This window comes from Mesorhizobium sp. M6A.T.Cr.TU.017.01.1.1 (genome assembly GCF_004023115.1).
Lineage (GTDB): Bacteria > Pseudomonadota > Alphaproteobacteria > Rhizobiales > Rhizobiaceae > Mesorhizobium > Mesorhizobium mediterraneum.
Genome location: NZ_RZTA01000039.1, coordinates 1 through 26831, shown reverse-complemented (window position 1 = coordinate 26831; position 26831 = coordinate 1). Strand labels below are relative to the sequence as shown.

29 protein-coding genes are annotated in these 26831 nt (G+C 62.3%); 15 read left to right on the top strand and 14 right to left on the bottom strand.

Annotated elements, in window-relative coordinates:
- Positions 1-65: 65 nt before the first annotated feature.
- The 3 genes from rho to hemE all read right to left on the bottom strand — a co-directional run bounded on the left by rho (position 66) and on the right by hemE (position 3064).
- A complete protein-coding gene (gene rho, locus EOB36_RS15015; protein ID WP_095485107.1) occupies positions 66-1331 on the bottom strand; it encodes a transcription termination factor Rho in 1266 nt (421 codons plus the stop codon).
- A 168-nt stretch (positions 1332-1499) separates the two neighbouring features.
- Positions 1500-2039 (bottom strand): protoporphyrinogen oxidase HemJ, encoded by a 540-nt coding sequence (hemJ, locus tag EOB36_RS15010; protein WP_128285133.1) that lies wholly within the window; start codon positions 2037-2039, stop codon positions 1500-1502.
- Positions 2036-3064 carry a uroporphyrinogen decarboxylase gene (gene hemE / locus EOB36_RS15005; protein WP_095484781.1) on the bottom strand — a complete coding sequence of 343 codons (1029 nt, stop codon included), beginning with the start codon at positions 3062-3064 and terminating at the stop codon, positions 2036-2038. Before hemE ends, hemJ begins: the two co-directional genes overlap by 4 nt.
- 403 nt (positions 3065-3467) lie before the next feature.
- On the opposite strand from hemE, the gene EOB36_RS15000 reads away from it, so the two are divergent.
- The 5 genes from EOB36_RS15000 to dnaQ all read left to right on the top strand — a co-directional run bounded on the left by EOB36_RS15000 (position 3468) and on the right by dnaQ (position 7348).
- The gene (locus EOB36_RS15000) at positions 3468-4289 is read left to right on the top strand and encodes a pyruvate, water dikinase regulatory protein (RefSeq protein WP_095484780.1); all 822 of its coding nucleotides are present in this window, start codon (positions 3468-3470) and stop codon (positions 4287-4289) included.
- A gap of 198 nt (positions 4290-4487) precedes the next feature.
- The gene (locus tag EOB36_RS14995; protein WP_095485106.1) at positions 4488-5087 is read left to right on the top strand and encodes a Maf-like protein; all 600 of its coding nucleotides are present in this window, start codon (positions 4488-4490) and stop codon (positions 5085-5087) included.
- Positions 5080-5934: a shikimate dehydrogenase gene (locus tag EOB36_RS14990; RefSeq protein WP_127205789.1), complete on the top strand. Its 855-nt coding sequence runs from the start codon at positions 5080-5082 to the stop codon at positions 5932-5934. Before EOB36_RS14995 ends, EOB36_RS14990 begins: the two co-directional genes overlap by 8 nt.
- Before the next feature lie 5 nt (positions 5935-5939).
- The gene (coaE, locus tag EOB36_RS14985) at positions 5940-6542 is read left to right on the top strand and encodes a dephospho-CoA kinase (RefSeq protein ID WP_095484778.1); all 603 of its coding nucleotides are present in this window, start codon (positions 5940-5942) and stop codon (positions 6540-6542) included.
- Between the two features lie 86 nt (positions 6543-6628).
- Positions 6629-7348, top strand: coding sequence for a DNA polymerase III subunit epsilon (dnaQ, locus tag EOB36_RS14980; protein ID WP_095484777.1), 720 nt, complete (start codon positions 6629-6631; stop codon positions 7346-7348).
- Between the two features lie 105 nt (positions 7349-7453).
- On the opposite strand, the gene secB is transcribed toward dnaQ, so the two are convergent.
- Together secB and EOB36_RS14970 are read right to left on the bottom strand one after the other, a co-directional pair.
- Positions 7454-7954, bottom strand: coding sequence for a protein-export chaperone SecB (secB, locus tag EOB36_RS14975; RefSeq protein WP_127205790.1), 501 nt, complete (start codon positions 7952-7954; stop codon positions 7454-7456).
- 140 nt (positions 7955-8094) lie between these two features.
- Positions 8095-8595, bottom strand: a complete 501-nt coding sequence (locus tag EOB36_RS14970; protein WP_095485105.1) for an FxsA family protein — start codon at positions 8593-8595, stop codon at positions 8095-8097.
- A gap of 199 nt (positions 8596-8794) precedes the next feature.
- Between EOB36_RS14970 and EOB36_RS14965 the strand changes: the two genes are divergently transcribed.
- The 4 genes from EOB36_RS14965 to EOB36_RS14950 are packed head-to-tail and all read left to right on the top strand — an operon-like array spanning position 8795 to position 11583.
- Positions 8795-9499 carry a Tim44/TimA family putative adaptor protein gene (locus EOB36_RS14965; RefSeq protein WP_127205791.1) on the top strand — a complete coding sequence of 235 codons (705 nt, stop codon included), beginning with the start codon at positions 8795-8797 and terminating at the stop codon, positions 9497-9499.
- Positions 9500-9522: 23 nt separating this feature from the next.
- On the top strand, positions 9523-10674 hold the full coding sequence (locus EOB36_RS14960) for a murein transglycosylase A (RefSeq protein ID WP_128285132.1): 1152 nt from the start codon (positions 9523-9525) through the stop codon (positions 10672-10674).
- Positions 10671-11204, top strand: coding sequence for a Smr/MutS family protein (locus tag EOB36_RS14955; RefSeq protein ID WP_128285131.1), 534 nt, complete (start codon positions 10671-10673; stop codon positions 11202-11204). Before EOB36_RS14960 ends, EOB36_RS14955 begins: the two co-directional genes overlap by 4 nt.
- Positions 11205-11214: 10 nt before the next feature.
- Positions 11215-11583 carry a helix-turn-helix transcriptional regulator gene (locus EOB36_RS14950; RefSeq protein WP_128285153.1) on the top strand — a complete coding sequence of 123 codons (369 nt, stop codon included), beginning with the start codon at positions 11215-11217 and terminating at the stop codon, positions 11581-11583.
- Positions 11584-11590: 7 nt separating this feature from the next.
- On the opposite strand, the gene EOB36_RS14945 is transcribed toward EOB36_RS14950, so the two are convergent.
- The 3 genes from EOB36_RS14945 to EOB36_RS14935 form a co-directional block, all read right to left on the bottom strand.
- The gene (locus EOB36_RS14945; RefSeq protein WP_128285130.1) at positions 11591-12208 is read right to left on the bottom strand and encodes a transglutaminase-like cysteine peptidase; all 618 of its coding nucleotides are present in this window, start codon (positions 12206-12208) and stop codon (positions 11591-11593) included.
- 171 nt (positions 12209-12379) lie between these two features.
- Positions 12380-13657 carry a polyhydroxyalkanoate depolymerase gene (locus tag EOB36_RS14940; RefSeq protein WP_128242757.1) on the bottom strand — a complete coding sequence of 426 codons (1278 nt, stop codon included), beginning with the start codon at positions 13655-13657 and terminating at the stop codon, positions 12380-12382.
- 265 nt (positions 13658-13922) lie between these two features.
- On the bottom strand, positions 13923-14282 hold the full coding sequence (locus EOB36_RS14935; RefSeq protein WP_128285129.1) for a septal ring lytic transglycosylase RlpA family protein: 360 nt from the start codon (positions 14280-14282) through the stop codon (positions 13923-13925).
- A gap of 303 nt (positions 14283-14585) precedes the next feature.
- Here EOB36_RS14935 and EOB36_RS34385 point away from each other — a divergent pair, with 303 nt between their 5' ends.
- Positions 14586-14771: a hypothetical protein gene (locus EOB36_RS34385; RefSeq protein WP_095484769.1), complete on the top strand. Its 186-nt coding sequence runs from the start codon at positions 14586-14588 to the stop codon at positions 14769-14771.
- A gap of 102 nt (positions 14772-14873) precedes the next feature.
- Here EOB36_RS34385 and EOB36_RS14925 read toward each other — a convergent pair whose 3' ends face one another.
- The 4 genes from EOB36_RS14925 to tauA form a co-directional block, all read right to left on the bottom strand.
- Positions 14874-15062 (bottom strand): hypothetical protein, encoded by a 189-nt coding sequence (locus tag EOB36_RS14925; RefSeq protein WP_095485103.1) that lies wholly within the window; start codon positions 15060-15062, stop codon positions 14874-14876.
- Positions 15063-15079: 17 nt separating this feature from the next.
- Positions 15080-15952, bottom strand: a complete 873-nt coding sequence (locus EOB36_RS14920; RefSeq protein ID WP_128285128.1) for an ABC transporter permease subunit — start codon at positions 15950-15952, stop codon at positions 15080-15082.
- Positions 15949-16716 carry a taurine ABC transporter ATP-binding protein gene (locus tag EOB36_RS14915; RefSeq protein WP_128285127.1) on the bottom strand — a complete coding sequence of 256 codons (768 nt, stop codon included), beginning with the start codon at positions 16714-16716 and terminating at the stop codon, positions 15949-15951. Before EOB36_RS14915 ends, EOB36_RS14920 begins: the two co-directional genes overlap by 4 nt.
- A 113-nt stretch (positions 16717-16829) precedes the next feature.
- Positions 16830-17843, bottom strand: a complete 1014-nt coding sequence (gene tauA / locus EOB36_RS14910; RefSeq protein WP_128285126.1) for a taurine ABC transporter substrate-binding protein — start codon at positions 17841-17843, stop codon at positions 16830-16832.
- 636 nt (positions 17844-18479) lie between these two features.
- Here tauA and EOB36_RS14905 point away from each other — a divergent pair.
- The 4 genes from EOB36_RS14905 to EOB36_RS14885 all read left to right on the top strand — a co-directional run bounded on the left by EOB36_RS14905 (position 18480) and on the right by EOB36_RS14885 (position 23294).
- Positions 18480-18932, top strand: coding sequence for an Rrf2 family transcriptional regulator (locus tag EOB36_RS14905; protein WP_095484765.1), 453 nt, complete (start codon positions 18480-18482; stop codon positions 18930-18932).
- A gap of 61 nt (positions 18933-18993) precedes the next feature.
- A complete protein-coding gene (locus EOB36_RS14900) occupies positions 18994-20343 on the top strand; it encodes an FAD/NAD(P)-binding protein (RefSeq protein WP_095484764.1) in 1350 nt (449 codons plus the stop codon).
- A 348-nt stretch (positions 20344-20691) separates the two neighbouring features.
- On the top strand, positions 20692-22116 hold the full coding sequence (locus tag EOB36_RS14890) for a pyridoxal-phosphate dependent enzyme (RefSeq protein ID WP_095484762.1): 1425 nt from the start codon (positions 20692-20694) through the stop codon (positions 22114-22116).
- Positions 22113-23294, top strand: a complete 1182-nt coding sequence (locus EOB36_RS14885; RefSeq protein WP_128285125.1) for a cystathionine gamma-synthase — start codon at positions 22113-22115, stop codon at positions 23292-23294. Before EOB36_RS14890 ends, EOB36_RS14885 begins: the two co-directional genes overlap by 4 nt.
- A gap of 551 nt (positions 23295-23845) precedes the next feature.
- Here the strand turns inward: EOB36_RS14885 and EOB36_RS14880 are convergent.
- Together EOB36_RS14880 and EOB36_RS14875 are read right to left on the bottom strand one after the other, a co-directional pair.
- Complete coding sequence (locus EOB36_RS14880; RefSeq protein ID WP_164897526.1) at positions 23846-24871, bottom strand: hypothetical protein; 1026 nt, start codon at positions 24869-24871, stop codon at positions 23846-23848.
- Between the two features lie 90 nt (positions 24872-24961).
- Positions 24962-25498, bottom strand: a complete 537-nt coding sequence (locus EOB36_RS14875; protein WP_128285123.1) for a hypothetical protein — start codon at positions 25496-25498, stop codon at positions 24962-24964.
- Positions 25499-25691: 193 nt separating this feature from the next.
- Here EOB36_RS14875 and EOB36_RS14870 point away from each other — a divergent pair, with 193 nt between their 5' ends.
- On the top strand, positions 25692-26669 hold the full coding sequence (locus EOB36_RS14870) for a GlxA family transcriptional regulator (protein ID WP_128285122.1): 978 nt from the start codon (positions 25692-25694) through the stop codon (positions 26667-26669).
- The last annotated feature ends 162 nt before the right edge of the window (positions 26670-26831 follow it).

Below are 26831 nucleotides of genomic sequence, written 5' to 3'. Positions count from 1 at the left end.
AGCCGGCATCAACGATTGGTCATCTCCAATACGTTGAGTGCCGATTCCCGGCCCCTCAACCAACCTTACGTATTCATCGAATCGAAGAAATCCGCGTTCGTCTTGGTCTGCTTGAGCTTGTCGATGAGGAACTCGATGGCGTCCGTCGTTCCCATCGGCGCCAGGATGCGGCGCAGCACGAAGATCTTCTGCAGGTCCTGGCGGGCGACCAGCAGGTCTTCCTTGCGGGTGCCGGACTTGAGGATGTCCATGGCCGGATAAATGCGCTTGTCCGCCACCTTGCGGTCGAGCACGATTTCCGAGTTGCCGGTACCCTTGAACTCTTCGAAGATGACCTCGTCCATGCGGCTGCCGGTGTCGATCAGCGCGGTGGCGATGATGGTCAGCGAGCCGCCTTCCTCGATGTTGCGGGCGGCACCGAAGAAGCGCTTCGGCCGCTGCAGCGCATTGGCGTCGACACCGCCGGTCAGCACCTTGCCGGATGACGGCACCACGGTGTTGTAGGCGCGGCCGAGGCGGGTGATCGAATCCAGCAGGATGACGACGTCGCGCCCGTGCTCGACCAGGCGCTTGGCCTTCTCGATCACCATTTCGGCGACCTGGACGTGGCGCACCGCCGGCTCGTCGAAGGTCGAGGAGACGACCTCGCCCTTCACCGAGCGCTGCATGTCGGTGACTTCCTCCGGCCGCTCGTCGATGAGCAGCACGATCAGGTAGCATTCCGGATGATTGGTGGTGATCGAATGGGCGATGTTCTGCAACAGCACCGTCTTGCCGGTGCGCGGCTGCGCCACGATCAGGGCGCGCTGGCCTTTGCCGAGCGGCGCCACCAGGTCGATAACGCGGGCCGAGATGTCCTTCGAGGTCGGAACGTCCATTTCCATCTTCAGCCGCGAGGTCGGATAAAGCGGCGTCAGATTGTCGAAATGGATCTTGTGGCGGATCTTTTCCGGGTCGTCGAAATTGATCGTGTTGACCTTGAGCAGCGCGAAATAGCGCTCGCCTTCCTTCGGGCTGCGGATCGGCCCTTCGACCGTATCGCCGGTCTTCAGCGAGAATCGCCGGATCTGCGACGGCGAAATATAGATATCGTCCGGACCCGGCAGGTAATTGGCATTGGCCGAGCGCAGGAAACCAAAACCGTCCTGCAGCACTTCGACCACGCCGTCACCGATGATCTCGATATCCTGGGTCGCCAGCCTCTTCAGGATCGCGAACATCAGCTCCTGCTTGCGCATGACGCTGGCGTTCTCGACCTCGAGCGATTCGGCATAGGCGATCAGCTCTGGCGGTTTCTTGTTCTTGAACTCTGCGAGTTTCATTTCTTGCATCATTAGACGGACTCTGAGTGAGTAAGCATTGGGAAAATATCGGCGGGATGCGACAAATGCCGGGCGCGGCCGAAGCGATGAATGGGCGGCGCATGACGGGAAGGAAGACCCGTCTTTTATCGTCGGTCGACTGAAAGAGCAAGCCGCCTTTTGCAGGTCATCAAAGCCTCAGAAAGGCTTCACGATGACCAGCACGACGATGATGATCATCAGCAATGTGGGTATCTCATTGATGATCCGCCAGTGCTTCGCGGGTTTTTCGTTACGGTCCTCCGCGAATTTACGAACCGCGCCGGCCAGATAACCATGAACGGCGGAGAGGCAAAGCACCGCAGCGATCTTGGCGTGCAGCCAGCCGCCCTGAAAACCAAAGCCTTTCCAGGCCAGCCACAGGCCGAACGCCCAGGTAATGATCATGGCCGGATTGATGATGCCGCGCAGCAGGCGCCGCTCCATCACCTTGAAGGTTTCCGACTGCACGGAGCCTTTAGCATCGGCATGATAGACCAGCAGCCGCGGCAGATAGAGCATGCCCGCCATCCACGAGATGACGGCGATGACGTGGACCGCCTTTGCCCAGGGATAGAAATCATCAGGTCCGAACACGAACAGAAGCCCGGCCAACACGAGGAAAACCGCGGTCGCGATCGCAGCGCGGCGCATTGCGCCGGCACCACCTTCCACAGAGCCTTTCCCCATCATCGTCATGACGCGCTCCGCACCATTTTGACCATCGCCTCGACATGCGCGATCGGCGTTTCCGGCGTGATGCCATGGCCGAGATTGAAGATCAGCGGTCCATCGCGCAGTGCTTTCAGGATTGCGTCGACGCCGTCGGCTAGAGCCTTGCCGCCGGCCACCAGCCGCAATGGGTCGAGGTTGCCCTGTACGGCGCCGTCGCGCTGCAATTCACGCGCCGCCGTTAGAGGCACGGTCCAGTCGAGCCCCAGTCCCGTGACGCCGGTCTTCTGGCGATAGCTCCGGTAGTGGGCGCCGGCGCCCTTGGGAAAGCCGATGATCGGAACATCGGGATGAACGGCTCGCACCTGCCTGACGATCTCGGCCACGGGCTTGATGCAAAAAGCCTCGAACGAAACTTCATCGAGCACGCCGGACCACGAGTCGAAGATCTGCACCACATCAGCGCCGGCCTCGATCTGGCGGATGAGGTAGGCGGCCGAATGATCGGCAAGCACGTTCAGCAGCTGCAAGAAAGCGGCCGGCTCACGATAGGCAAACAGCCGCGCCGGGGCCTGGTCTGAGGTGCCGTGGCCGGCGATCATATAGGTCGCCACCGTCCAGGGCGCGCCGCAGAAGCCGATCAGCGTCGTTTCATCGGGCAGTTTTGCCCGCAGCCGTCTGACCGTCTCATAGACCGGTTCGAGATTCACGTGAAACGTTTCCCCGTCCAGAGCCGCAATCCCCGTGGCCGAGATCGGCGTCAGTAACGGCCCGCGCCCTTCCTCGAAGCGCACGTCGCGGCCCAGCGCATGCGGCACGACAAGGATATCGGAAAACAGGATCGATGCATCGAAGCCGAAGCGCTCGATCGGCTGCAGTGTCACCTCCACCGCGAAGTCGGGATTATAGCAGAGATCGAGGAACGATCCGGCCCGCCTGCGTGTCTCCCGATATTCCGGCAGATAGCGGCCGGCTTGCCGCATCATCCAGAGCGGCGGTGGAAACACCGCTTCGCCCTTCAACACGTCCCGCATGATCCGGTTTTCAGGCATTCGGCGCTCGCCTCTCCAGGCTTCTCTATAATTAAATATTCTATTTCTAGGAATCTTATGATTCTAAGAGTCTGTTGGTATCGGTGGTTGTCTCCTGTCCCGCTTTGCCCCGGAAAAGGCCAGCCAGCATATTGTCGCGTGCTTCTTCTGCCGGATAGGAGGGGATTGGGGACAGTTGGAAATTTCCGACTAGAGTCAATGCGTTGCCGCCAGCGCAAAGAAAATGGGCCTGTGGATAGGGCCGAGTCAAAAAAGCCCGTCCCCGGACTTGTCCCCAACCGCCCGACGAAGCCGACAGCGCATCGAATTGTGGACAAACCGGCATCTGATACAGTCGCCCCAAACCGACCGACCTTTCCGACCGACCTTATCCACATCGGCCCACAGCTTGGAACGAACCCCTGTGAACAAACCCCAGAGCTTCTTTCACCTCCACCTGATTTCCGATGCCACCGGTGAGACGCTGCTGGCGGCCGGCCGCGCGGCTTCTGCGCAATACAAGGATGCGCGCGCCATCGAGCACATCTACCCGCTCATCCGGACCGAGAAGCAGGTGACGAAAGTGTTCGAGGATATCGAGGAGGAGCCGGGCATCATCCTCTATACGGTCGTCGACCAGAAGCTCGCCCGCGGCATTGACGAACGCTGCGCCGCCATGGGCCTGCCTTGCGTCTCCGTGCTGGAACCTGTGCTGACCGTGTTCCAGTCCTATCTCGGTACACCGGCCGGCCGCCGTGTCGGCGCCCAGCATGTTCTCGACGCCGAATATTTTCGCCGCATCGACGCGCTCAACTTCACCATGGAGCATGATGACGGCCAGCTGCCGGCCAATATGGATGATGCCGACATTGTGCTCGTCGGCATTTCGCGCACCTCGAAGACGCCGACCAGCATCTATCTCGCCAATCGCGGCATCAAGACCGCCAACATCCCGATCGTGCTCGGCGTGCCGGTGCCGGAAAGCCTGGTCAACGCCACGAAGCCGCTGATCGTCGGACTGATTGCCACAGCGGAGCGCATCTCGCAGGTCCGCCAGAACCGCATCCTCGGCAATACGAGTGCCTACGAGCCGACCGACTATGTCGACCGCGCCGCGATCTCCGAGGAACTCGCCTACGCCCGCCAGATCTGCACCCGGCATGGCTGGCCGATGATAGACGTCAGCCGCCGCTCGATCGAGGAGACGGCGGCGGCCATCGTTGCCCTGCGCGGCAAGACACGGTAGGGTTCGGGCGCTTGTGCTGTGGGCGGTCCTTTCCTTCTCCCCTTGTGGGAGAAAGTGGCCGAGCGAAGCTCGGTCGGATGAGGGGTGTTCCAGCTTGGCACCGACAGCGATCCTTCCAACACCCCTCAACCGTCTTGGCGCTGCGCGCCAATCCACCTTCTCCCACAAAGGGGAGAAGGAAAGACCGGACGAAAAACCATGACCGAAAAAATCATCCTTGCCTCGGGCAGCCCGTTTCGCAAGGCGCTGCTCGTCCATGCCGGCGTGGCGGTCGAGGCGGTTCCGGCGGAAGTCGACGAGCGCGCGCTTGAGGCGCCACTAAAAGACAGCGGTATCTCGCCGGAGGACGTCGCCCTGGTGCTGGCCGAGGCCAAGGCTACCGAGGTCAGCGAGCGAAAGCCCGGCGCATTGGTGCTCGGCTGCGACCAGACCCTGTCGCTCGGCGACGAAGTGTTCCACAAGCCTGCCGACATGGAGGCCGCGCGCCGCCATCTTCTGGCGCTGTCGGGCAAGACCCATCAGCTCAACAGCGCCGTCGTGCTGGCCCGCGACGGCGCTGTCCTGTGGCGGCATGTCGGCATCGCCAGCCTGACCATGCGAAAACTCGATCCGGCCTTCATCGGCCGCCATCTGGCGCGTGTCGGCGCCAAGGCGCTGTCCAGCGTCGGCGCTTACCAGATCGAAGGCGAGGGCATCCAGCTGTTCGAAAGAATAGAGGGCGACTATTTCACCATTGTCGGCCTGCCGCTTCTGCCCGTTCTGGCCAAGCTGCGTGAGCTCGGAGCCATCGATGGCTGAGGCCGCGAAAAAGGCCTTCGTCACCGGCCACCCGGTGGCGCATTCGCGGTCGCCGAAGATCCACTCTTATTGGCTGGCGACATACGGTATCGACGGCAGCTACCGGGCCATCGACGTCGCGCCGGACGATTTTGCCGAATTCGTCAGAACGCTCGAGACGAATGGCTACCGTGGCGGCAACATCACCATCCCGCACAAGGAGGCCGCCTTCGCATTGGCGGCGCGCCGCGACGATGCGGCCGAACAGATCGGCGCGGTCAACACGCTGTGGTTCGAGGGCGGATATCTGTGGGGCGGCAACACCGACGCCCATGGCTTTGCCGCCAATCTCGACGAGCACGCGCCGGGCTGGGCAAATAATGGCCCGGCGGTGGTGCTCGGCGCCGGCGGCGCTTCCCGCGCGGTCATCCACGCGCTGATTGAGCGCGGCGTCAGCGACATCCGCATCGTCAACCGGACGCTTGCGAGGGCGCAGGAGCTGCGCGACCGTTTCGGTGCCGGGGTCTCGGCCCATGGCATGGCTGCGACCGACGAGCTGCTTGCCGATGCCGGCCTGCTGGTCAACACGTCAGCGCTCGGCATGCATGGCAATGAAGGCCTGTCCGCCGATCCAGCCAGGCTGCCGGACCATGCCATCGTCACCGACATTGTCTATGTGCCGCTGGAAACGCCGTTGCTGGCCGCGGCCAAAGCGCGGGGCCTGAAGGCGGTCGACGGGCTCGGCATGCTTTTGCACCAGGCGGTGCCCGGCTTCGAGCGCTGGTTCGGGATCAGGCCGGAGGTCACTGCCGAATTGCGGCAGATGATCGTCGCCGATCTCGGTGCCCAAGGAATTACCAAGGAGTGAAAGGCATGATCGTGCTCGGCCTCACCGGATCGATCGGCATGGGCAAGTCGACCACGGCCAAGATGTTTGCCGAGGCCGGCGTGCCAGTCCACGATTCGGACGAGGCGGTGCATCGCCTCTACACCGGCAAGGCCGCTCCGCTGGTGGAGGCGGCTTTTCCCGGAACCACCAGATCCGGCTCGGTCGATCGCACAAAGCTGGCCGAGCGGGTGCTCGGCGATGCAGCCGCGCTGAAACGGCTGGAAGCGATCATCCACCCGCTGGTCCGCGCCGACGCCGACGCCTTCTTGGCCAGGAACCGGGCCGCCGGCGCGCCGCTTGTCGTTCTCGATATCCCGCTGCTGTTCGAAACCGGCGGCCGCGACCGCGTCGACAAGGTTGTGGTCGTCACCGCCTCGGCCGAAATCCAGCGCGCCCGGGTGCTGGCGCGGCCGGGGATGAGCGAAGGGAAGCTCGCGTCGATCCTGGCCAGGCAGGTTCCCGACGCCGAAAAGCGCAAGCGCGCCGATTTCATCATCGACACCGGACAGGGTTTTGATGCGGCGCGCGTGGCGGTCGATGCGATCGTCGCCGAACTGGTCGGGGATAAGGCCGGGAAGCCTGCTTAACGACGCTTGCATCCGGCGTAATATGTTGCCAATTTGTTCCCATCATGATTCGGCTGGAATGACGCCGGAGCCAACGGACTGTTTAGATGCGCGAGATCATCTTCGATACGGAAACCACCGGCCTCGATTTCCGCGATGACCGCGTCATCGAGCTTGGCTGCATCGAGCTGGTCAATCGGTTCCCGACCGGCCGTACCTTCCACCATTACATCAATCCGCAAGGACGACCAATTCACGCGGAGGCGCAGGCGGTTCATGGCATCAGCGCCGCCGACCTCATGGGCAAGCCGACCTTCAGCGACATCGCCGACGAGTTTCTTGCCTTCATCGACGGCGCCAAGCTGGTCGCCCACAATGCCACTTTCGACATCGCCTTCCTCAATGTCGAATTCGGCCGGCTCGGCCACCCGGTCGTCGATCCCGGACTTGTCGTCGACACGCTGGCGTTGGCGCGCCGCAAGCATCCGATGGGACCGAATTCGCTGGACGCGCTCTGCCGGCGCTACGGCATCGACAATGCCCGTCGCACCAAGCACGGCGCGCTGCTCGATTCGGAGTTGCTGGCCGAGGTCTATATCGAACTCATCGGCGGCAAGCAGGCGGCGCTGATCCTCGACAGTGCCACGGCGCCCGCCGGCGGCAGGAGAAATGTCGACGATATCGACATCAGCATCGGCGCGCGGCCGATAGCGCTGCCGTCCCGTGTGACCGACGCCGAGCGCACCGCGCACGCGAGCATGGTCGGCACCTTAGGCGAAAAGGCGCTCTGGCTGCGCGTTACGCCGGAAGCGAGCTCCGCGGCATAGTGATTTTGACGGGAGCGCTCCGTCGCACTCCCCTCTGGCCTGCCGGCATCTCAAACAAAAAGCCCGGCGCGAAGCCGGGCTTTCAGAGGCTGCTCTACAATAGCTTCAGCTCACCTGGACCTTGCTGGCAGCTTGGTCCTCGGCCAGTTTTTGCTGGAACATCTGGGCGAAATCGATCGGGTCGAGCATCAAGGGCGGGAAGCCGCCATTGCGGGTTGCCTCGGCGATGATCTGCCTGGCGAACGGGAACAAGAGCCGCGGGCACTCGATGAACAGCAGCGGCAGCATATGCTCCTGCGGGAAGCCGCTGATGGCGAACACACCGCCATAGACCAGCTCGACGTTGAACAGCACTTCCTGATCGAAGGAGGCCTTGGCGTTCAGGGTCAAATTGACGTCGAACTGCTTGTCCGAAAGCGGATTGGCGTTGACATTGACGTTGATGGCGATGCCGGGGGCCTTGTCGCGGCCGCGCAGCGAGTTCGGCGCGCCGGGGCTTTCGAAGGAAAGGTCCTTCACATATTGGGCGAGCACGTTGAGCGAAGGCTGCGTCACGTCACCGTTGCCATTGGCCGCGCCGGTCGGCGCGTCGTCTTTGCTGGCCATAAGCTGTTGTCCTTTTGCCTGGGCAGCGTTGCTGACCGGATTGAAATCGGGCGTTCGCTACCATGGTCGGCATGACAAGACAAGGTTTGCCGGGCATTCGTTCCGGAGGCGTTTGCCGACCTAGTCGTCCTTGAGGCGACCTAGTCGTCCTTGAGGCGGCGCCAGGGAGAAGTGTGATCCGGTCCACGCCCGTGATCGTCGCCGCGCGAATAGTCGCCGTCGTCGAGATCGATGGTCTTGTCGCGTTGCCGGGCGCGGAAACCGCCGGTGCCGAAATTGGTCGCCAGCACGATACGGCCTTTCAACAGGCGCCAGGCAAGGTCGCGGACCGGCGGCAGGAACAGCAGAATGCCGAAAATGTCTGTTATGAAGCCGGGAATGATGAGCAGGATCGCCGCCAGCACGATCATCGCGCCGTGCGCGAGCTGGCGGCTTGGATCACGTCCGGCGTCCATCTCGGCACGGACCCGGCTCATGACGCCAAAACCCTGGTATCGCAACAACAGCGCGCCGGCGATGCTCGAGGCCAGCACCAGGCCGACCGTCGCCAATGCGCCGACCTGGCGGCCGACAACGACGAAACCGGCGATCTCCAGCAGCGGAAGCGCGAGAATGAACAGGGGAAGCAGCGAAATACGCAAATCTTGACCGATCGTTTCCATGTTTTGCCGGCCGGCGAGCAATCGCCGCTGGCACTGGAGCTTGTAGATAGGTATGCCTGCCTTTAATTTGAATGATGGCACCTTGCGTTCTATATGCTTTGAATGTTGAACGCTATGCGACCGCAGCCATTGCTAGGCCGGGCGGTCCGGCCGGAGTAGGGATTGATTGGCGGAAGATATGGGATTCTTCGACTTCGGCACGATTTTCTTTTTGGTTGCGGCGGTTGTGATCTTTTTCCAGCTGCGCAACGTGCTCGGCCGCCGCACCGGCAGCGAGCGCCCGCCCTTTGACCCCTATACGGCGAGCCGGACGCGCGAGGACGCCGCCCAGAAACCCGAGAATGTGGTCTCGCTGCCGCGCAAGCGAGCGCCGGGAGAGCCGGCCATCGACGCCTACGCTGCGATCGACGCCTTCGCCAAGCCTGACACCGATCTCAACAGGGGCCTGCGCACGATCAAGGACAATGATCCGACATTCGACCCCAAGACCTTCGTCGACGGCGCCAAGATGGCCTATGAGATGATTGTCATGGCCTATGCCGATGGCGACCGCAAGACGCTGAAGAACCTGTTGTCGCGCGAGGTCTATGACGGCTTTGTCGCGGCCATCGGCGACCGCGAGGCGAAATCGGAAAAGATCCAGTCTTCCTTCGTCGGCATCGACAAGGCCGACATCGTTTCCGCCGAGATGAAGGGCGGCGAGGCGCATATTACGCTGCGCATCGTCAGCGAGCTGATTTCGGCGACGCGCGACCAGGCCGGCGCCGTCATCGACGGCGATCCCGAGACCGTCGCCGAGGTCAAGGACGTCTGGACATTCGCCCGCGATACGCGCTCGCGCGACCCGAACTGGAAGCTGGTCGCCACCGAAGAAGAAGACTGAGCCCGGACCACGGCGAGGCTCCGGTGTCGCTTTCACAGGCGTTCGGCGAAAAATCCTTCGACGATCTTCCCGGTTGGGACGAGGACGACCATCTGGCTGCGTTCGCTGCTTTCCGACGTTCGGCTTTTCATGTCCTGACAAAACCCTATCGCTCCGGCGGGCTCGGCGTCGACTTCAACCGCTTCACCGAAGCTTACGCTGAAGCCCGCACCGTTGTCCCAACCGACCGGGCGCAAGCCCGCGCCTTTTTCGAGCATCATTTCATCCCGGCGCACATAACGGCCGAAGACGGCGGCGCCGGCCTGGTCACCGGCTTCTATGAACCCGTGGTCGACGCCTCACCGGTGCGAACCGAGCGATTTACGGTGCCGCTGCTGTCGCGTCCGGCCGATCTCGTCGACATCGACGACGCCAACCGGCCGCCCGGCATGGACCCTTATCTCGCCTTCGGCCGCGCCACGCCGAACGGGCCGGTCGAGTATTTCGATCGCGGCGAGATCGAGCGCGGCGCGGTTGCTGGCGAAGGTTTGGCCGGAAAAAGCCTGGCCGGCAAGCGGTTGGAAATCGCCTGGCTCGCCGACAAGGTCGACGCCTTCTTCATCCATGTGCAAGGTTCTGCGCGGCTCACCATGAGCGACGGCCGGCTTTGCCGCGTCACCTATGCCGCCAAGTCCGGCCAGCGCTTTACCGGACCGGGCAAGATCCTGGGCGAGCTAAACGAAATCCCGCTGCAAGCGGTGACCATGCAGTCGATCCGCGCCTGGTTCAAGGCGCATCCGGATCGCATCGACGAGATCCTGTGGCGCAACCGCTCTTATATTTTTTTCCGCGAGATTTCCTTCAGCGAGGCGGGGGTCGACGACCCGGAACTCGGGCCGATCGCCGCCGCCAAGGTGCCGCTGACGCCGGGCCGCTCCGTTGCCGTCGACCGCCTGCTCCATACATTCGGCACGCCGTTCTACATCGACGCACCGTCGCTGAACGCCTTCGACAAAAAGCCGTTCCGGCGGCTGATGATCGCGCAGGACACCGGCTCGGCCATCACCGGGCCGGCCCGCGGCGACCTGTTCGCCGGAACGGGCGATGCGGCCGGCGAGATGGCCGGTGTTGTCCGCAACCCTGCCGATTTCTACGCACTGATACCGCGTCCGCTCGTTCCGGGGGCGGGGCGATGACCCGGCGCATCGACAGGCTGAGCGAGGACGACCGGGTTCTGTGGAACCTGGTGGCGCGCACGGCCAAGCCGCTGAAGGGCAGGACCGCTATCGACAGTCCAGACATCGGCCCGGACAACGGTGATGACACGAAGCCACCGCCGCGTGCCCAGGCCATGGCTCCGGCGGCGGCGGCGAAAGCAAAGACGCAGCATGTTTCGCATGCGCTCGACGAACCGACGCTGGAAAAACTGTCGAAGGGCCGGCTGCCGATCGAAGGGCGCGTCGATCTGCATGGCCTGACCCAGGACGAAGCCTATTCGCTATTGTTTTCCTTCCTGCACCGGGCGCATGCCGGCGGCATCCGTTATGTGCTGGTCATCACCGGCAAAGGCTCCTCATCGGGCGGCGACGGCGTCTTGCGGCGCGCCGTGCCGGCTTGGCTGTCGACCCCCGCATTCAGGCCGCTCGTCTCCAGCCACGATCATGCCGCCCGCAACCATGGCGGCTCGGGCGCGCTCTATGTCCGCCTGCGGCGCGCGCGCCCATGAGGATGTACTTGTGACCCCGTTCGGCGAAAAGCTTCGCGCACTGCGAAGCGAACGCGGCGTCAGCCAAAAGTCCATGGCCGAAGCGATCGGCGTCAGCGCCGCCTATTTGTCGGCGCTGGAGCATGGCCGTCGCGGCGCGCCGACCTGGACGCTGATCCAGAAGATCATCGGCTATTTCAACGTCATATGGGACGATGCGGAAGAGCTCGCGCGGCTGGCCGAGACCTCGCACCCGCGGGTGAAGCTCGATACGTCAGGGCTCAGCTCGGCCGCCACCGAGCTTGCCAATCTGCTGGCCGAAAACATCGAGAAACTCGACGAAGCCGAGCTTCGCCGCATCAACGCATCGATCAGGGCGGCGCTGAAGCAGCCAAAGTGATGGCCTGCTACTGGACCGCGCCGACCAGAACCTGCTGGCCATCACGGATCGAGACCCAGCGGCCGGTATTGTCGATCGCCTGCCGCTTGAGGAAGCGGTAGCCGGTCCGGTCCCACGCGCGGATCTTCCCGTCCAGATTGTCGAGGATGTAGTCGCCCTTGCTCGTGCGCACCGTCAGCACTGCATGGCCTTCGCCGTCGGGTTTGCGCACCACGGTCATCAGAAGATCGGCGTAGGACACGCCCATGCGGTTCAATTCGCGGCGCTTCTCCAGGACATAGTCCTCACAGTCGCCAACACCCTTGACCGGATAGGCCCAGACCTCGTCCTTGCCGTAGATGTCGAAGTCGCTTATCGGCTTGACGGAGGCGTTGACCCTGGCGTTGACGCTGAGCATCTTGCGCCAGAGCGAGCCGGTCATGGTGGCGGGGGCGAGATTGCCCGGGCGGATCGAGCATTCGGCCGGATTGGTCTTGCAGAAATCGTAATGGCCGATCGGCTGCGATGTCGGGCCGCCGGTTGCCATTGGTCCGGCCGCCGAAGCCGCTGTCGACCAGCCTGCCGCAAGTACCAGCCCTGCGAGTGCGCACACGCGCACCTTTCTCGCCATTGGTGAGGAAATCATTGTCCCCCTCGTCCCTTGTTGTTAACGAAACGTTAAGGGCGATTAACAGTCCCGTCAATTATACGAACGGCCAGATTTGCGACATGGTTACCGGCACGGCCGAAACCGCGGCTATTGTGCAACAGGTCGATCTGAGCGGCTGCTACCATCCGGGCCTCATAAGGTACATTCTTACTTTTTGGCGGTGCGGACCAGCTTCGGCTTCACTGCAACGCGGGTCTGGCGGCCATAGCTGGTGATGAAGTCGACGATGCGCGGCACGATTTCGGAGCGGAAGCGCGAGCCGTTGAAGACGCCGTAATGGCCGACCGCCGGCTGCATGTAATGAGCGTGCCTGTCCGCGGGGATGTTGACGCAGAGGTCGTGTGCGGCCTGGGTCTGGCCGAGGCCGGAAATGTCGTCGTTCTCGCCCTCGACCGTGAACAGGGCGACATTGCGGATCGCTGAGGGATCGATGGCCACGCCGCGATGTGTCATTTCGCCCTTGGGCAGAGCGTGGCGGACAAACACGGTGTCGACGGTCTGCAGGTAGAACTCCGCCGTCAGATCCATCACCGCCATATATTCGTCGTAGAAGTCGCGGTGCTTCTCGGCATTATCGCCATCATGCTTCACCAGATGCATGAAGAAGTCCTTGTGGGCGATGATGTGGCGGTCGAGATTCATGCTCATGAAGCCCGAAAGCTGCAGGAAGCCGGGATAGACCTCACGGCCGAAGCCCGGCACCGGCCACGGCGCCTGCATGACGACGTTGTCGCGGAACCAGTCGATGCCCTTTTCCTCGGCCAGAAGATTGACCGCGGTCGGATTGCGGCGCGTATCGATCGGCCCGCCCATCAGCGTCATCGTCGAGGGAACGAACGGGTCGCCGCGCGTTTCCATCAGCGCTACCGCCGCCAGCACCGGCACCGACGGCTGGCACACCGCCATTACATGGGTGTCGGGGCCCAGCGCATGCAGCATGTCGACGATGTAGTCGATGTAGTCGTCGAGATCGAAGCTCCCGTCGCTGAGCGGCACCATGCGTGCGTCGACCCAGTCGGTGATGTGCACGTCGGCATGGGGCAGCATCGCCTCGACCGTGCCGCGCAGCAGCGTCGCATAGTGGCCCGACATCGGCGCCACGATCAGCAGCTTCGGATCAGGCCGGCGGCCAGCGGGAACCGCCCGCTCGAAACGGAGCAGATTGCAGAAGGGCCGCGACCACACCGTCTTTTCGGTGACATCGACGCTTTTCCAGTCGACCACGGTCTTGGTCAGGCCGAATTGCGGCTTGCTGTAGCGGCGCGTCGTGCGCTCGAACAATTCGGCCGTTGCCGCCACGGAGCGGCCCCAGGACGTGTGCGTTAATGGATTGAGCGGATTTGTGTAGAGCATCCGCACCGCATCGGCATAGAGGCGGGCCGGCTGCAGGGCGGCGTGGTTCAATTCGTAGAATTGGTAGAACATCGAGAACCCCGCTGCTGCGACCGAAGGGACGACGGGCAGCGCCGAGCCTTAGATGTCTCGCGGCGACGTTAGCAACAAATTGCTGCGATGCAATACGTCAAGTGACCCGATTTATACTCATCCTTTCGTCCAAGGCCTTGAAAATCGGCTTTGAACGACGGGAGCCGGCTTATTGTGCAATTGCGAAGGCGCCGGGGAGAGCATGGGCAATCGCTTCAGATTTGCGGCCATCCGGCCGTGAGACCGGCCAGCATATCTCAGACGCTTACACGCGGGCCGTGCACACGGAGGTATGGCCCGAGCTGATGAAGCCGAGCCGGCTGGCGGCGCCCTTCGACAGGTCGATCACGCGCCCCCTGATGAACGGGCCGCGGTCGTTGATGCGCACGACGACGCTGCGGCCGTTGTTGCGGTTGGTGACCTTCAGCTTGGTGCCAAAAGGCAAGGTGCGGTGCGCCGCGGTCAGTGCCGACGGGTTCATCCGCTCGCCGGACGCGGTCTTCGAGTGCAGTGCGTACCAGGAGGCGCGGCCGCATTGAGCGGCGGCAGGGGAGGTGGATGCGCCGACCATGAGGCCAGCCGCGATCGTCGCCGCGACAAGCGCAGTCTGTTTGTTTTTGTTCATGTTTGGGAATGTCTCCGTTGACAGACCCAAGCCGTTGGAGGCGAATAAGGCAGGAAATGCGGCAAAGGCCCGGCAGTTCCGTGGCAGCGGCACACGTTTGGAGTCGGCGCGAAACAGTCTGTCAGAGTTTTCTGCTGGCTGGTTGCGAGTCTTCGATGATCTTCGCGCTGATCTTCGAGATGTCGTCATCAAGATCAGACGTTAAGATGCAAGGTCAGGTGAGCGCGATAGGGTCGCTTCCTTTCGCTCTTGCATCACGGTCATGGCGCAATTGACGATCGACTTGGGAAGGAAATTCCGGCGATGAGATTGATCAAGAATCTGCTGGCGTTGTTGGTGCTCGCCATTGGTGCGCTCTGGTCGCTGCAAGGCATCGGCCTCGTCGGCGGCAGCTTCATGACCGGCCAGTCGCAATGGCTCTATATCGGCATCGTCGCCATGCTGGTCGGGCTGGTGGGATTGGTGTGGGCGAACCGTTCGCGCGGTTGACCCAATGCATGGCGTTCAGAGCAAGCCTTGGGCTTGGACCGGGGTGCGCAGCGGTTTGTTGCAGGGACCAGACCAGATGGCGCGGGAGCCGGGTCGCGCTATTCACTGTGACCAATACTGCCAGGCCCAGTAGAAGCTTTCGTCGCGCGGCGGCAGGCGGCTGCGCCCGGCGTCCAATTGGACGGGGACTGGCGATCTGGGCTCGTCCTCGGCCGCCTGACTGTCCCTGGCCTGGATCAGGCGAAGCCGGCTGCCAAGAAAGGCAAACAGCGTTGCGGTGGAATGGTCCATCACTGTCTCTCCTTTGTTCACTCCCGTCCTGCCCATGGAACGAGCGCGCGCTCGAGCCTGCGAATGATGAATTCGAGCACGAAGGCGATGGCAGCGATCACCAGGATGCCCATCACCACCACGTCGGTGACGAGGAACTGGGCGGCCGACTGGATCATGAAGCCAAGCCCGCGCGTCGCCGCCACCAGCTCGGCGGCGACCAGCGTCGACCAGCCGGCGCCAAGCGCGATGCGCAGGCCGGTCAGGATCGAGGGCAGGGCGCTGGGCAGGATCACATGCCGTATGACCTGCGCCCGCGTCGCGCCAAGCGAACGGGCCGCGTTGACGCGTTCCTGCGAGACGCCGCGAACGCCCGAAGCCGTCGACAGCGCGACCGGTGCCAGCATGGCGATGGCGATCACCAGGATCTTCGACGGCTCGCCGATGCCGAACCAGATGATGACCAGCGGCAGATAGGCGAGCGGCGGGATCGGCCGCAGGAATTCCAGCAGCGGATCGAAGATGCCGCGGCCTATCACGCTGGTGCCGATGGCCAACCCGACGGGGACGCCGACGATGACGGCCGCGACCAGCGCTGCGAACACCCGGCCCAGGCTGGCGACGATATGCTGGACGAGCGTCGCGTCTACAAAACCATCGCGGACGACGGCAATGAACTTGGTCCAGACGGCAGCAGGCGACGGTAGAAAGACCGGCGACACCAGTTGCAGGCGAGCCGACAGCGCCCATGCCGCCAGCACGGTCAGAATGGTGACAGTGCTGACCATGCGTGCCGAAACCCAGCCCCGTTTTGGCCGCGGTCGCGACCACGGCACCGACAAGGCGTCGGTCTCGTCGGCCTTGGCGCCGGTGTTGGCAATTGGCCGTTCCGTGTAGGAGGAGACGGTCATGCCGCCTCTCCCTCGAAGATCGCGTCGGTCAGTTCGCCGCGGGACGCCGCGAAGGCCGGATCGGCCTTGATGGCGCGGATGGGCTCGCCGGCCGCATAGCGCCGGCTGAAACCGGTTTCGAAAGTCCGCACCACCCGGCCCGGCCCGGGCGCCAGCACCACGATGCGGGTGGCGAGCACCAGCGCTTCCTCGATGCCATGCGTGACCATCAGCACGCCGACATGGCTTGCAGTCCACAGATCGAGCAGCGTCGTCTGCATGCGCTCGCGCGTCAGCGCGTCGAGCGCGCCCAGCGGCTCGTCGAGCAGCAGGAATTGCGGTTCGGCGGCGAGAGCGCGGGCCAGCCCGACGCGCTGGCGCATGCCGCCGGAAAGCTCCCAGATGTGCTTGTCGCCGGCGCCCTCGAGCTTGACCAGCCTGAGCAGCTCGTCGGCGCGCCGCGCCCGCTCGTCCGGCCGGACGCCGCGCAGCCTGAGAGCAAAGGCGACATTTTCCCGTGCGCTCAGCCACGGAAACAGTGCATCGTTCTGGAACACGACGGCCCGGTCCGAGCCGGGCGCGGTGATCGGCCTGCCGCCAATCGTGGCGATGCCGCGCACCGGCTCGACCAGACCGGCGGCAACATTGAGCAGTGAGGTCTTGCCGCAGCCGGAGCGGCCGACCAGAACGACGAAGTCGTGCTTGGCGACATCGATCGACACGCGCTCGACGGCCGGCTGGCCGTCATAGTGGACAGAGACTTTGTCGAGCACGAGATGCGTCATGTGGCCTCGCAGAACCTTTGAAGAGAATCCGCCTGCCCCGAAGCCGCTCCTCGTCAGCGGTTCGGGGCAGACAGCACGCGGCGTCAGGGAAGGAGAACCGCGCGCGTTTGGCGTCAGTTCGAGGCAAGCGCCTCGCTGACATATTTCGACGACACATATTTCGAATAGTCGGGCAGCACGGCGTCGACCTTGCCCTGCTCCTTGAGGAAGGCCGATGTCGCCTCCACAGCCTTGACCGTGCCGCCGCCGAGGAACTTGTCCGAGGCCTGCTCTCCGAGCGTCGGGAAGACATAGCCCTTGAGCAGCAGCGGCACGTCGTCCAGCTTGGCGCCGGTGAGCTTGGCGATCTTTGCCGCTTGTGGCGACGACACCGACCAGGCGTCCGGCTTGGCCAGGAACTCGGCATAGGCCGCACCCGTCACCTTGACGAAGTCGCGCACCGCTTCCGGATTCTTCTCGGCGAAATCGGTGCGCACGATCCAGGCGTCGTATGTCGGCGCGCCCCAGGCGGCGACCTGTGAGGAGTCCACCACGACCTTGCCGGACGTCTTGATCTGGCCGAGCGCCGGATCCCAGACATAGGCCGCGTCGATGTCGCCGCGCGCCCAGGCCGCCGCGATCTCCGGCGGCCTGAGATTGAGGATTTCGACCGACTTCGGATCGACGCCCTCATGCTTCAGCGCGGCAAGCAGGCTGTAATGCGTCGTCGAGACGAAAGGCACGGCCACTTTCTTGTCGGCGAGGTCGGCGACCTTTTCGATGCTGGCGCCGTTACGGGCGACAAGGGCCTCGGATTCGCCGATCAGGCCGACGATGAAAATGGTCTGGATCGGAAGCTCGCGGCTGGCCGCGGCAGCCAGCGGGCTCGACCCGACATAGCCGATGTCGACCGAACCGGAAGCGATGGCGGCGATCACATCGGCGCCGGAGTCGAATTTCCGCCAGTCGATGGCCGCCTTGGTCGTGCTCTCGTAGACGCCGTCTGCCTGCGGCACTTTCGAGGGCTCGACCACCGTCTGGTAGCCGATGGTGATCTTGAGGTCTTGCGCCTGGGCCGGGCCGAGGAAGGCGGCGCCCGCAAGGGCTGCCGACGACAGGAGAACGATGCGTCGTGAAATGGTGGACATGAAAGGCTCCTTGAAAAGAGAAAACCGGACTGCCTTTCATAGTCATCTAATTCTATCGTTCTTGTAGAGTTAAATCCTTCCAACGGCGAAGGGTTTGGTGGAAAAAAGCTGTCGGCGACGGGCTGGCGAGCGGATAGAGCGGCTGCGGCGGGGTCGTTGCTACAGGTGGCACTAAAACCTTGGAGCTTGGTCGAAGCCATTACGGTGCTGGGTGCGACCGGCAGTAATCGGGGTGAACTTCAATTCCCGATCCAGCGCCAGTCCGGTAAATCCATACTTCAAACAAGCGATAAATTGGAACCTCATTCCCTGTCTTCGCGAGTAACTATAGTATTCTTATCGACTTAGGGAGTTGACGAGATGAGCGACCATACCCACCGTGCTCCGGCGATCGCTCGTGGCATCGGCCCACATGCTCCGATGCATGCGAGCCGTGTTTCTGTGTCCTCGGCGTCACAAGCCTGGCCCAAAATCGCTGCCACGGCTTGAAAACCAAGCAAAATCAACAGCAACTGGCTTGTATATCATGTCACTAGAAATTATGTGTCATACAAGCTTGGCCGCGGTGGGGACCCACGCCAGGCGTTTCACAACCGGTGGCCCTGCGCCATCGCACGACAGAGAAACGTTCGGTCTATGCTCACAAAAAAGGGCAAGTACGGCCTCAAGGCGCTCGTGCATCTTGCACGGCTGCCGGTTGGACAGCTCGCCTTCGTCGGCGATATCGCCACCGGAAACAACATTCCGAAGAAGTTTCTCGACGCCATCCTCGGCGAATTGCGCAATGCCGGTTTCGTCCAGAGCCGCAAGGGCAAGGAGGGCGGCTATCGCTTGGCGCGGCCGGCGGATGAAATCAAGATCGGCCATGTCGTGCGCGTGCTCGACGGGCCGCTGGCCCCCATTCCCTGCGCCAGCCGCACCCGGTATCAGCGCTGTGAAGACTGTAACGAGGCGACATGCCAAGTCCGACACCTGATGCTGGAGGTCCGGCAAGCGATCGCCGAGGTGCTGGATCAGCGCAGCCTCGCCGAGATGCGCGATATCGCCAGCGACGAAGACCTTTCGGTTGCGTTGGAAATCCAGGCCTGAGCCAACAAAGCCTGAACCAGCAACGCTGGAACCATTGGCTCCTGAGGCAATTGGTGCGCGCATGACCAGTCGCGCAAATTCGATCATCCCAAATTCGATCATTATCGTCGGTGGCGGCGCCAGCGGCGTCGTCCTTGCCGCGCATCTGTTGAAGTCGCCCAATCCCGATCTCCGCGTCACGCTGATCGAAAAGCGCCCGCATTTCGGCCAGGGCATCGCCTATTCCACGCTGCTGTCGGCGCATGTGCTGAATGTCAGCGCGGCCGGCATGAGCGCCTATGCCGACGACCCCGGCAATTTCTGGCGCTGGCTGCTCGAACGCGGCCTGGCAACCCCGGAGCAGGCGCCGGTCTACGCGCCGCGCAGTGTCTATGCCCGCTATCTGAAGGAGCTGCTGGACGAGCTTGAGGCCCGCGAGACGGGGCGCCTTCGCCTGATCCGCGAGGAGAGCCTGTCGATCTCGCCGACCGCATCCGGGGTCGAGGTGGCGCTGGCCAACGGCACCAGCGTCGTCGCCCACCTTGCCGTGCTGGCGACCGGACATGACGAGGAGCCGGGCGCCGGCCAGGGCCACGCGATCAGGATGGGATCGGAAGCCGACACCGCGCTGGACCCCGAGGCCCGAGTCCTGGTGCTGGGCACTGGCTTGAGCATGGTCGATGCGTTCCTGTCGCTCGAACAGCGCGGCCATCGCGGCGATATCGTCGCGGTGTCACGGCGCGGCCTGCTGCCTTCGCCGCACCGCAAGGGCAACCCGATCAAGCTCGACGTTGCCGATATTCCGCTCGGCACCCAGCTCTCCTATTTCGTCGGGTGGTTCCGCGACCTGATCCGGGAAAACCAGAAAGCCGGCATCGACTGGCGCGATGTCGTCGATGGTCTGAGGCCCTTCAACCAGAAAATCTGGCAGAACTGGCCGTCCTCGGCCAAGCGCCGCTTTGTCGAGCACACCAAGGCATGGTGGGACATCCACCGCCATCGCATGGCGCCGGAAGTCTACGGCCGTGTCACCGAGGCGGTTCAAAAGGGACGCATCCGGCTTGTCGCCGGGCGCGTCGTCGACATCACGGCGGGCGACGAATTCACAGTGCAGGTCCAGTCCCGCCACACGCAGCGTCTCGAAACGTTCGAAATCGCCCGCATCTACGATTGCAGCGGCATCGCCAGGGACATCTCGACCACCTCGAACAGCGTGGTGCGGTCGCTGGTCGACCGCGGGCTGGCCCGGCCGGATCCGCTGCGCCTTGGCCTCGACGTATCAGACAATTGCGAGGTCATCGCCGGCGACGGCACTGTATCGGCCAAGATACTGGCGGTCGGGCCACTGACACGCGGCACCTTCTTCGAGATCGACGCCATTCCAGATATTCGCGTCCAATGCGCGCGGCTGGGGAAGCGGTTGCTGGGTTAGGGCTGTGGGTCGGCGCTCTACGGCGCCCCCCTCTGGCCTGCCGGACATCTCCCCCACAAGGAGGGAGATCGGCAGCTTCGCTGACCGCGCCATTCTTTCAACGTTTGAGATTGGCGAAACCCATTGCGACATCCAATCTCCCCCTCGTGGGGGAGATGGCCGGCAGGCCAGAGGGGGGCGCTGTCCTGGAGCCTTTTGCGAGCGGCCCACACCTCCAGCCGTGGAATCCCATTCCTCGTCTGGCCAATGGATTGGCACGATCTATCTTCTTTCAGACTGCAAACGGCTGGAAAAGAGGATAGGCTGACAGCCTGCCCAAGGCGGTCGCTTGACCATGGAGCATCTGATATGAGCAAGCATAAGATCGTGGCACGGGACGATGAACTGTCCCGCCTGCGTCCGCCCTATGCATCGGTTCTCGATCTGATCGGGCAGACGCCGGTCGTCGAGCTGACCAAATTCGATATCGGCAAGTGCCGGCTGTTCATCAAGCTTGAAAGCCAGAATCCCGGCGGCTCGATCAAGGACCGCATCGCGCTGTCGATGATTGCCGCCGCCGAAAAACAGGGCAAGCTGAAGCGCGGGGGCACCATCGTCGAGGCGACCGCCGGCAACACCGGTCTCGGCCTCGCGCAGGTCGGCATCCCCAAGGGCTACCGCATCATCCTCGTCGTGCCCGACAAGATGTCGCGCGAGAAAATCCAGCATCTGCGCGCGCTCGGCGCCGAAGTGCGCATGACCCGTTCCGATGTCGGCAAGGGTCACGCGGAATACTATCAGGACATGGCCGAAAAGATCGCCGCCGAGCTGCCCGGCGCCTTCTATGCCAACCAGTTCGCCAATCCCGCCAATCCGCTGGCCCACGAAACCACGACCGGCCCGGAAATCTTTCAACAGCTCGATGGTGACGTCGATGCGGTGGTCGTCGGCGTCGGCTCGGGCGGCACGCTGACCGGGCTTGGCCGCTATTTCGCTGAGGTCTCGCCGAAAACCGAGATGATTCTCGCCGATCCGGTCGGCTCGGTGCTGGCGCCGCTGATCAAGACCGGCAAGATGACAGAGGCCGGAAGCTGGACCGTGGAAGGCATCGGCGAGGATTTCGTCCCGCCCAATGCCGATCTGTCGCTGGTCAAAAAGGCCTACTCGATCACCGACAAGCAGAGCATGCTGGCGGTCCGCGACCTGCTTTCCAGGGAAGGCATCCTCGCCGGCTCGTCGTCCGGCACGCTGCTTTCGACCGCGCTTCGCTATTGCCGCGAGCAGACCGTGCCGAAGCGCGTCGTCACCTTCGTCTGCGACAGCGGCAACAAATATCTGTCGAAAGTGTTCGACGATTTCTGGCTGGCCGAGCAGGGCCTTGCCGAGCAGGAGCAGCATGGCGATCTGCGCGATCTGGTGATGCGCTCGCACCGCACCGGCGACACCGTGTTTGTCGGCCCCGACGAAAGCCTGCTCAACGCCTATGGCCGCATGCGCCGTTCGGATGTCTCGCAATTGCCGGTGCTGGATGAGGGCAAGCTCGTCGGTATCGTCGACGAAAGCGATATCCTCGCCCACGTCGAAGGCCCCTATGACAGCCGCTGGGACCGCTTCAAAGCCCCTGTGCGCACGGCGATGACCTCCACCCTGCACACGCTGCAGGCCAGCCAGACGCTCGACGCGCTGCTGCCGGTCTTCGATCGCAACGAGGTCGCCATCGTCTTCGACGGCGACGAGTTCATCGGGCTGATAACCCGCATCGACCTGATCAACCATCTGAGGCGCGCCCGATGACCATCAAAGCCACCGTATCGGGCAGGAACCGTCTGGCCTTCTCGACGCGCACGATCCATGGCGGCCAGAGCCACGACCCGACGACCGGCGCGGTGATGGTGCCGATCTATGCGACCTCGACCTATGGCCAGCAGAGCCCGGGCGTGCACAAGGGCTTTGAATATGCGCGCAGCCAGAATCCGACCCGCTTTGCCTTCGAGCGCGCGGTGGCCGACCTCGAAAGCGGAACCAATGCCTTCGCCTTCGCTTCCGGGCTGGCGGCGATCGCCACCATTTTCGAGCTGCTCGATTCCGGCGCGCATGTCGTCGCCACCGACGACATCTATGGCGGCACTTTCCGGCTGCTGGAGCGGGTGCGCAAACGCTCGGCAAACCTGCAGGTCGACTTCGTCGACTTCACCGATCTTGCGGCGGTCGAGGCGGCGATCCGCCCGGAAACCAAAATGCTCTGGGTCGAGACGCCGACCAACCCGCTGCTGCGTGTCGTCGACCTCGAAGCGGTGGCCGCACTGGCCAAGCGCAGGGGCGTGCTCTCGGTCGCCGACAACACCTTTTGCAGCCCCTATCTGCAACGGCCGCTGGAACTCGGCATCGACATATCAGTCCACTCGACGACCAAATACCTCAATGGCCATTCCGACATGGTCGGCGGCGTCGCCGTGGTCGGCGACAACAAGGATCTCGCCGACCAGCTGAAGTTTCTGCAGAACGCCATCGGCGCCATATCCGGGCCGTTCGACAGCTTTCTGGCGCTGCGCGGTCTCAAGACGCTGGCGCTCAGGATGGAGCGCCATTCTTCGAACGGCCAGAAGATCGCGCACTGGCTGGAAAGCCGCCCCGACATCCGCCGCGTCATCTATCCCGGCCTCCCCAGCCATCCGCAGCACGCCATCGCCAGGCGGCAGATGCACGCTTTCGGCGGCATGATAACGGTCGAGCTCGACCGCGACCTCGCCGGCACAAAACGCTTCCTCGAACACACGCAGCTGTTCACGCTGGCCGAGAGCCTCGGCGGCGTCGAAAGCCTGATCGAGCACCCGGCGCTGATGACGCACGGCTCGATCCCGGCGCAAAAGCGCGCGGAAATCGGGATTTCCGATTCGCTGGTGCGGCTGTCGGCAGGTATCGAGGATGGCGACGATTTGATTGCGGATTTGGATCAGGCGCTGGCGAGTTGAGCGGGAATCCATGCCGAGGCGGCTGGTATCGTCTCGAAGTTCTGGCTGGGGCCAAGACGATATTTGCTAAGTGATCGGAAGAGAAAAAACGTTGGGGGCGTTGGACTACAGGAGCCGCTCCCCTTTAATCCGCCGTGCCGAATGGGCGGCGAGGGCTTGTTTCTAGTAGGTCCCTCTCCTCTCCCACAATTTAAAAAATGGTTCAGGCACTACCGTTTCAGGGTCCCTGTTAAATTCGGCACTGTGCGGCGAGCCATCTTCCAGAAACCAATCCTTGCCCTCAGATTTCGAATTGGCAAGGTAGGCCCACAAAGACTTTGCTGGATATATCCGGTATAAACCTCGCTGGAAGCGAACGTCTCCTTGATCTAACACGCGGCTTACAAGGCTCAACCGAATTGTCGATTGCGGGCTGTTTATATCCAACCTTTCCAACAAATAGACATGCATCTGGAAATTGGAGATCCCATCGCGCAACCGTGGCATCGACTACTCGCTCCCTAGAGGCACCAAGACGCGAGCCCAGGTTCGCATTGTCTTCCTTCTCAGGACTAGCCTAGGCAGTTCCATTGGCCTCCAACATTTATTAGATACCCGACGCGAACCTTTTGGATGGCTCTCTGATTTTCCGGAATTATGCCAACTCCGATCGGAATATTTCCAAACGGAGCGTGGTTTTTGCCTGCAAGATGCAGGAGCATCGTTTCCGTGACACCCGTCAAGCTGTCGACCCATGCTGACATAAACGCGGTCAGATCGGTCTCATCTATCGGAGTCTTGGGGTGCACCACCTTAATCGACGGCCGCGTAACCGTCCCATTTAAACTGAGGCAAAAATCCGTTGCTATGACCCGCTGATCATCTTTGCGGTGTTCGACACAATGGCGGGTGTTGCGAACTTGATGCGCAAACTTCGCCAACTCCCTAGCAAAAACCGTTGTGACGTCATTCTCGCCAAACTCCTTAGTTAGGACTGAAGTCAAACTATCCGGCCATTTTCCCGCAGCTTTCATTTGCGGACCGTAAAAAACCTCTGCGAGGCGATAAATCGCTTGGAGGGCGTGCTCCGCTTTTTGAATGAAAGTGTTCGCTAGAGTTTCGACCTCCGTCACCGCGGGCAATCGTGTGGAATCCTTGGAGGAGTTCACCTCTGCGATTTGCCTCGCCTCATCAGTTTCGAGCTGGGACAGGATTTTCTGTGCCGCTAAGAGCTGGGTCATGATGTCGGCGGAGGTCGAAATGCCGAAGTCTCTTGTCTTGGGGTCCGGAAAATGGGTTTTTGAAAAAAGCCGACCAGCCGAAAGTAGGGTCCGGGCTACGATATCGGACTCGGAACCGGCATCAGCAAACAATTGCTGGGTGTTGGGGAGGTCAATGTTCGTGCGATCGGGATCAAGTTGATCCGCCAATCTGATCGAATGTACGGAATGTTCCTTGATAAGAAACATCGAATCCGTGGTCACGACCATATCAGTGAGTTTTCCGTCGCCGTCGTGACCAATGGTCATCGAAAAGGCTGACTCACGCTTCCGGTCGATTGGGCGTTTCAAGACTTTGTCTATTGGAGGTTTGCTCATAGTCTCGAATGTCGTGCGTATCTGGTGCCTGAAAAGTTGCCGATGCTACGAAATCGCAATTAGAAGCGTGCGCCTTATTCCCCGCTCATCCTACTGCGAAAATATACCGGCCTTTTGAGCCTGCATTACGGCCTCATAGCGCCTTGAAATCTCGTTCAGTGGCAAAACTTGGCTATCGTCGAAACAGTCCTCCCATGCCGCAGCCCATTGATAAAATGTCGACTTGGCGCGATCCCCCTCCTCGTTCCGAATATGAGTGCGTAAACGCGCATCCTCACCAGCGCCGTTGTAGGTCAGAAACAAAGCGTCCATGAAACTGGAATACGATTCAAAAAATTTGTCATCAAGAAGGTAGCGGTAAATATATACTAGGTGATCCAAGTTTCTTTTTGTATCGATTATCTCATGGGGAGAGAATTTTTTCCAATCCCCAATCCAGCGATAATAGCAAAATAACCTATTTATTTGAGGGGAAATCCTGTCATAGATTTCTATCCTTTTCTCCACTAGCTTTCTGCTAGCCCATTGTTTTTGTTCGATCTCCTTGAGTGTCCGGCTAATTCTCCAACCTAGAATAGCAACGACGATCGGCGTAAGCGCCGAGATAACAAGTTTCGCAATTTCCATCTGCTTCCCCCGCTCCCCTCGGGGGGAACAAACTACATTGTGCACAAATGCTCAAGCTCCACCTCCAACAGTCTCGCCGCCTACGCTTTTGGCGTGAACGATCACCTGATTGATGGAAGGATGGCGGTTCCAGTTGACCCCGACTGTATTCGGCAGAATTGTACGCTCCATCCAATTGCCGGCGAGCACACCCATGACCACCCCCACGCGCGACCCACTGAAACCCACCGACGCTCCCCTCACCTTTGCCATCCTGGTCTTCCCCGGCTTTCCGATGATGGCGTTCAGTTCGGTGATCGAGCCGTTGCGCGCAGCCAACGTGCTGGCGAAGAAAAAATGCTACCGCTGGATCATCGTCGGTGCCGCCGAAGGCCCGGTCGAGGCCTCGAACGGCGTCGTCATCCAGCCCGGCTTTCTCGCCGGCGATGCGCCGAAGGTCGACCGCATCGTCGTCTGCTCGGGCGGCAATGCCGATCATCTCGTCGCCGACGATGCGGTGAGCTGGATCCGCAAAAGCCTGCGCAGCGGCGCCCATATCGGCGCGGTGGCGGATGCCGCCTTCTTCCTGGCGCGGGCCGGCCTGCTTGACGGCCATGCCTGCACCTTGCACTGGACAAGCCAGGCCGCCTTCACCGAGGCGTTCCCGGACATCGAGCTGAGGCGCGATCTCTACGTCATCGACCGCAAGCGCTTCACCTCGGCCGGCGGCGTCGGCAGCCTCGACATGATGCTGGAGATCATCACATCGGACTATGGCGCCGAACTTGCCGCCGGCGTCGCCGAATGGTTCGTGCACAGCCCGCTGCGCTCCAGCGTCGACCGCAAGCTGATGCCGCTGCGCTTACGCACCGGCGTCCAGAACGAACTGGTGCTGTCGGCCATCGCCATCATGGAGGATGCGGTGGAGGAACGGCTCTGGATGGCGGCGCTGGCGGAAAGGCTCGGCGTGTCCTCCGACAAGCTCGAACGAAACTTCCGCTCCGAGCTCAGCATCTCGCCCAACGGCTATTACCGCCGCCTGCGGCTGAAGCGCGCCGCCGATCTCTTGGCGCATTCGACGCTGATGGTGCGCGACGTGGCGCTCGCCTGCGGCTTCGCCTCGATGTCGAGTTTTGCGCGGGCATTTCGGGAGGAGCATGGGCACGCGCCGAAGGTGACGCGGAGGCGCTAGGTCCTCTCGGACGTTGGCGGGACAGCGCCCCCCTCTGCCCTGCCGGGCATCTCCCCCTCAAGGGGGGAGATTGGCAGCTTCGATGCTCCGCTCCTCCTGCGACGGGCGAAATTCGCGAAAGCGGCGATGACGGCCGATCTCCCCCCTTGAGGGGGAGATGCC

Coding starts and splice junctions, on each gene's coding strand:
- rho (WP_095485107.1), bottom strand. CDS start 1,331: ATGCAAGAAATGAAACTCGCAGAGTTCAAGAACAAGAAACCGCCAGAG.
- hemJ (WP_128285133.1), bottom strand. CDS start 2,039: ATGACGATGATGGGGAAAGGCTCTGTGGAAGGTGGTGCCGGCGCAATG.
- hemE (WP_095484781.1), bottom strand. CDS start 3,064: ATGCCTGAAAACCGGATCATGCGGGACGTGTTGAAGGGCGAAGCGGTG.
- EOB36_RS14995 (WP_095485106.1), top strand. CDS start 4,488: ATGACCGAAAAAATCATCCTTGCCTCGGGCAGCCCGTTTCGCAAGGCG.
- EOB36_RS14990 (WP_127205789.1), top strand. CDS start 5,080: ATGGCTGAGGCCGCGAAAAAGGCCTTCGTCACCGGCCACCCGGTGGCG.
- coaE (WP_095484778.1), top strand. CDS start 5,940: ATGATCGTGCTCGGCCTCACCGGATCGATCGGCATGGGCAAGTCGACC.
- dnaQ (WP_095484777.1), top strand. CDS start 6,629: ATGCGCGAGATCATCTTCGATACGGAAACCACCGGCCTCGATTTCCGC.
- secB (WP_127205790.1), bottom strand. CDS start 7,954: ATGGCCAGCAAAGACGACGCGCCGACCGGCGCGGCCAATGGCAACGGT.
- EOB36_RS14965 (WP_127205791.1), top strand. CDS start 8,795: ATGGGATTCTTCGACTTCGGCACGATTTTCTTTTTGGTTGCGGCGGTT.
- EOB36_RS14955 (WP_128285131.1), top strand. CDS start 10,671: ATGACCCGGCGCATCGACAGGCTGAGCGAGGACGACCGGGTTCTGTGG.
- EOB36_RS14945 (WP_128285130.1), bottom strand. CDS start 12,208: ATGATTTCCTCACCAATGGCGAGAAAGGTGCGCGTGTGCGCACTCGCA.
- EOB36_RS14940 (WP_128242757.1), bottom strand. CDS start 13,657: ATGTTCTACCAATTCTACGAATTGAACCACGCCGCCCTGCAGCCGGCC.
- EOB36_RS14935 (WP_128285129.1), bottom strand. CDS start 14,282: ATGAACAAAAACAAACAGACTGCGCTTGTCGCGGCGACGATCGCGGCT.
- EOB36_RS34385 (WP_095484769.1), top strand. CDS start 14,586: ATGAGATTGATCAAGAATCTGCTGGCGTTGTTGGTGCTCGCCATTGGT.
- EOB36_RS14925 (WP_095485103.1), bottom strand. CDS start 15,062: ATGGACCATTCCACCGCAACGCTGTTTGCCTTTCTTGGCAGCCGGCTT.
- EOB36_RS14920 (WP_128285128.1), bottom strand. CDS start 15,952: ATGACCGTCTCCTCCTACACGGAACGGCCAATTGCCAACACCGGCGCC.
- EOB36_RS14915 (WP_128285127.1), bottom strand. CDS start 16,716: ATGACGCATCTCGTGCTCGACAAAGTCTCTGTCCACTATGACGGCCAG.
- tauA (WP_128285126.1), bottom strand. CDS start 17,843: ATGTCCACCATTTCACGACGCATCGTTCTCCTGTCGTCGGCAGCCCTT.
- EOB36_RS14905 (WP_095484765.1), top strand. CDS start 18,480: ATGCTCACAAAAAAGGGCAAGTACGGCCTCAAGGCGCTCGTGCATCTT.
- EOB36_RS14900 (WP_095484764.1), top strand. CDS start 18,994: ATGACCAGTCGCGCAAATTCGATCATCCCAAATTCGATCATTATCGTC.
- EOB36_RS14890 (WP_095484762.1), top strand. CDS start 20,692: ATGAGCAAGCATAAGATCGTGGCACGGGACGATGAACTGTCCCGCCTG.
- EOB36_RS14885 (WP_128285125.1), top strand. CDS start 22,113: ATGACCATCAAAGCCACCGTATCGGGCAGGAACCGTCTGGCCTTCTCG.
- EOB36_RS14880 (WP_164897526.1), bottom strand. CDS start 24,871: ATGAGCAAACCTCCAATAGACAAAGTCTTGAAACGCCCAATCGACCGG.
- EOB36_RS14875 (WP_128285123.1), bottom strand. CDS start 25,498: ATGGAAATTGCGAAACTTGTTATCTCGGCGCTTACGCCGATCGTCGTT.
- EOB36_RS14870 (WP_128285122.1), top strand. CDS start 25,692: ATGACCACCCCCACGCGCGACCCACTGAAACCCACCGACGCTCCCCTC.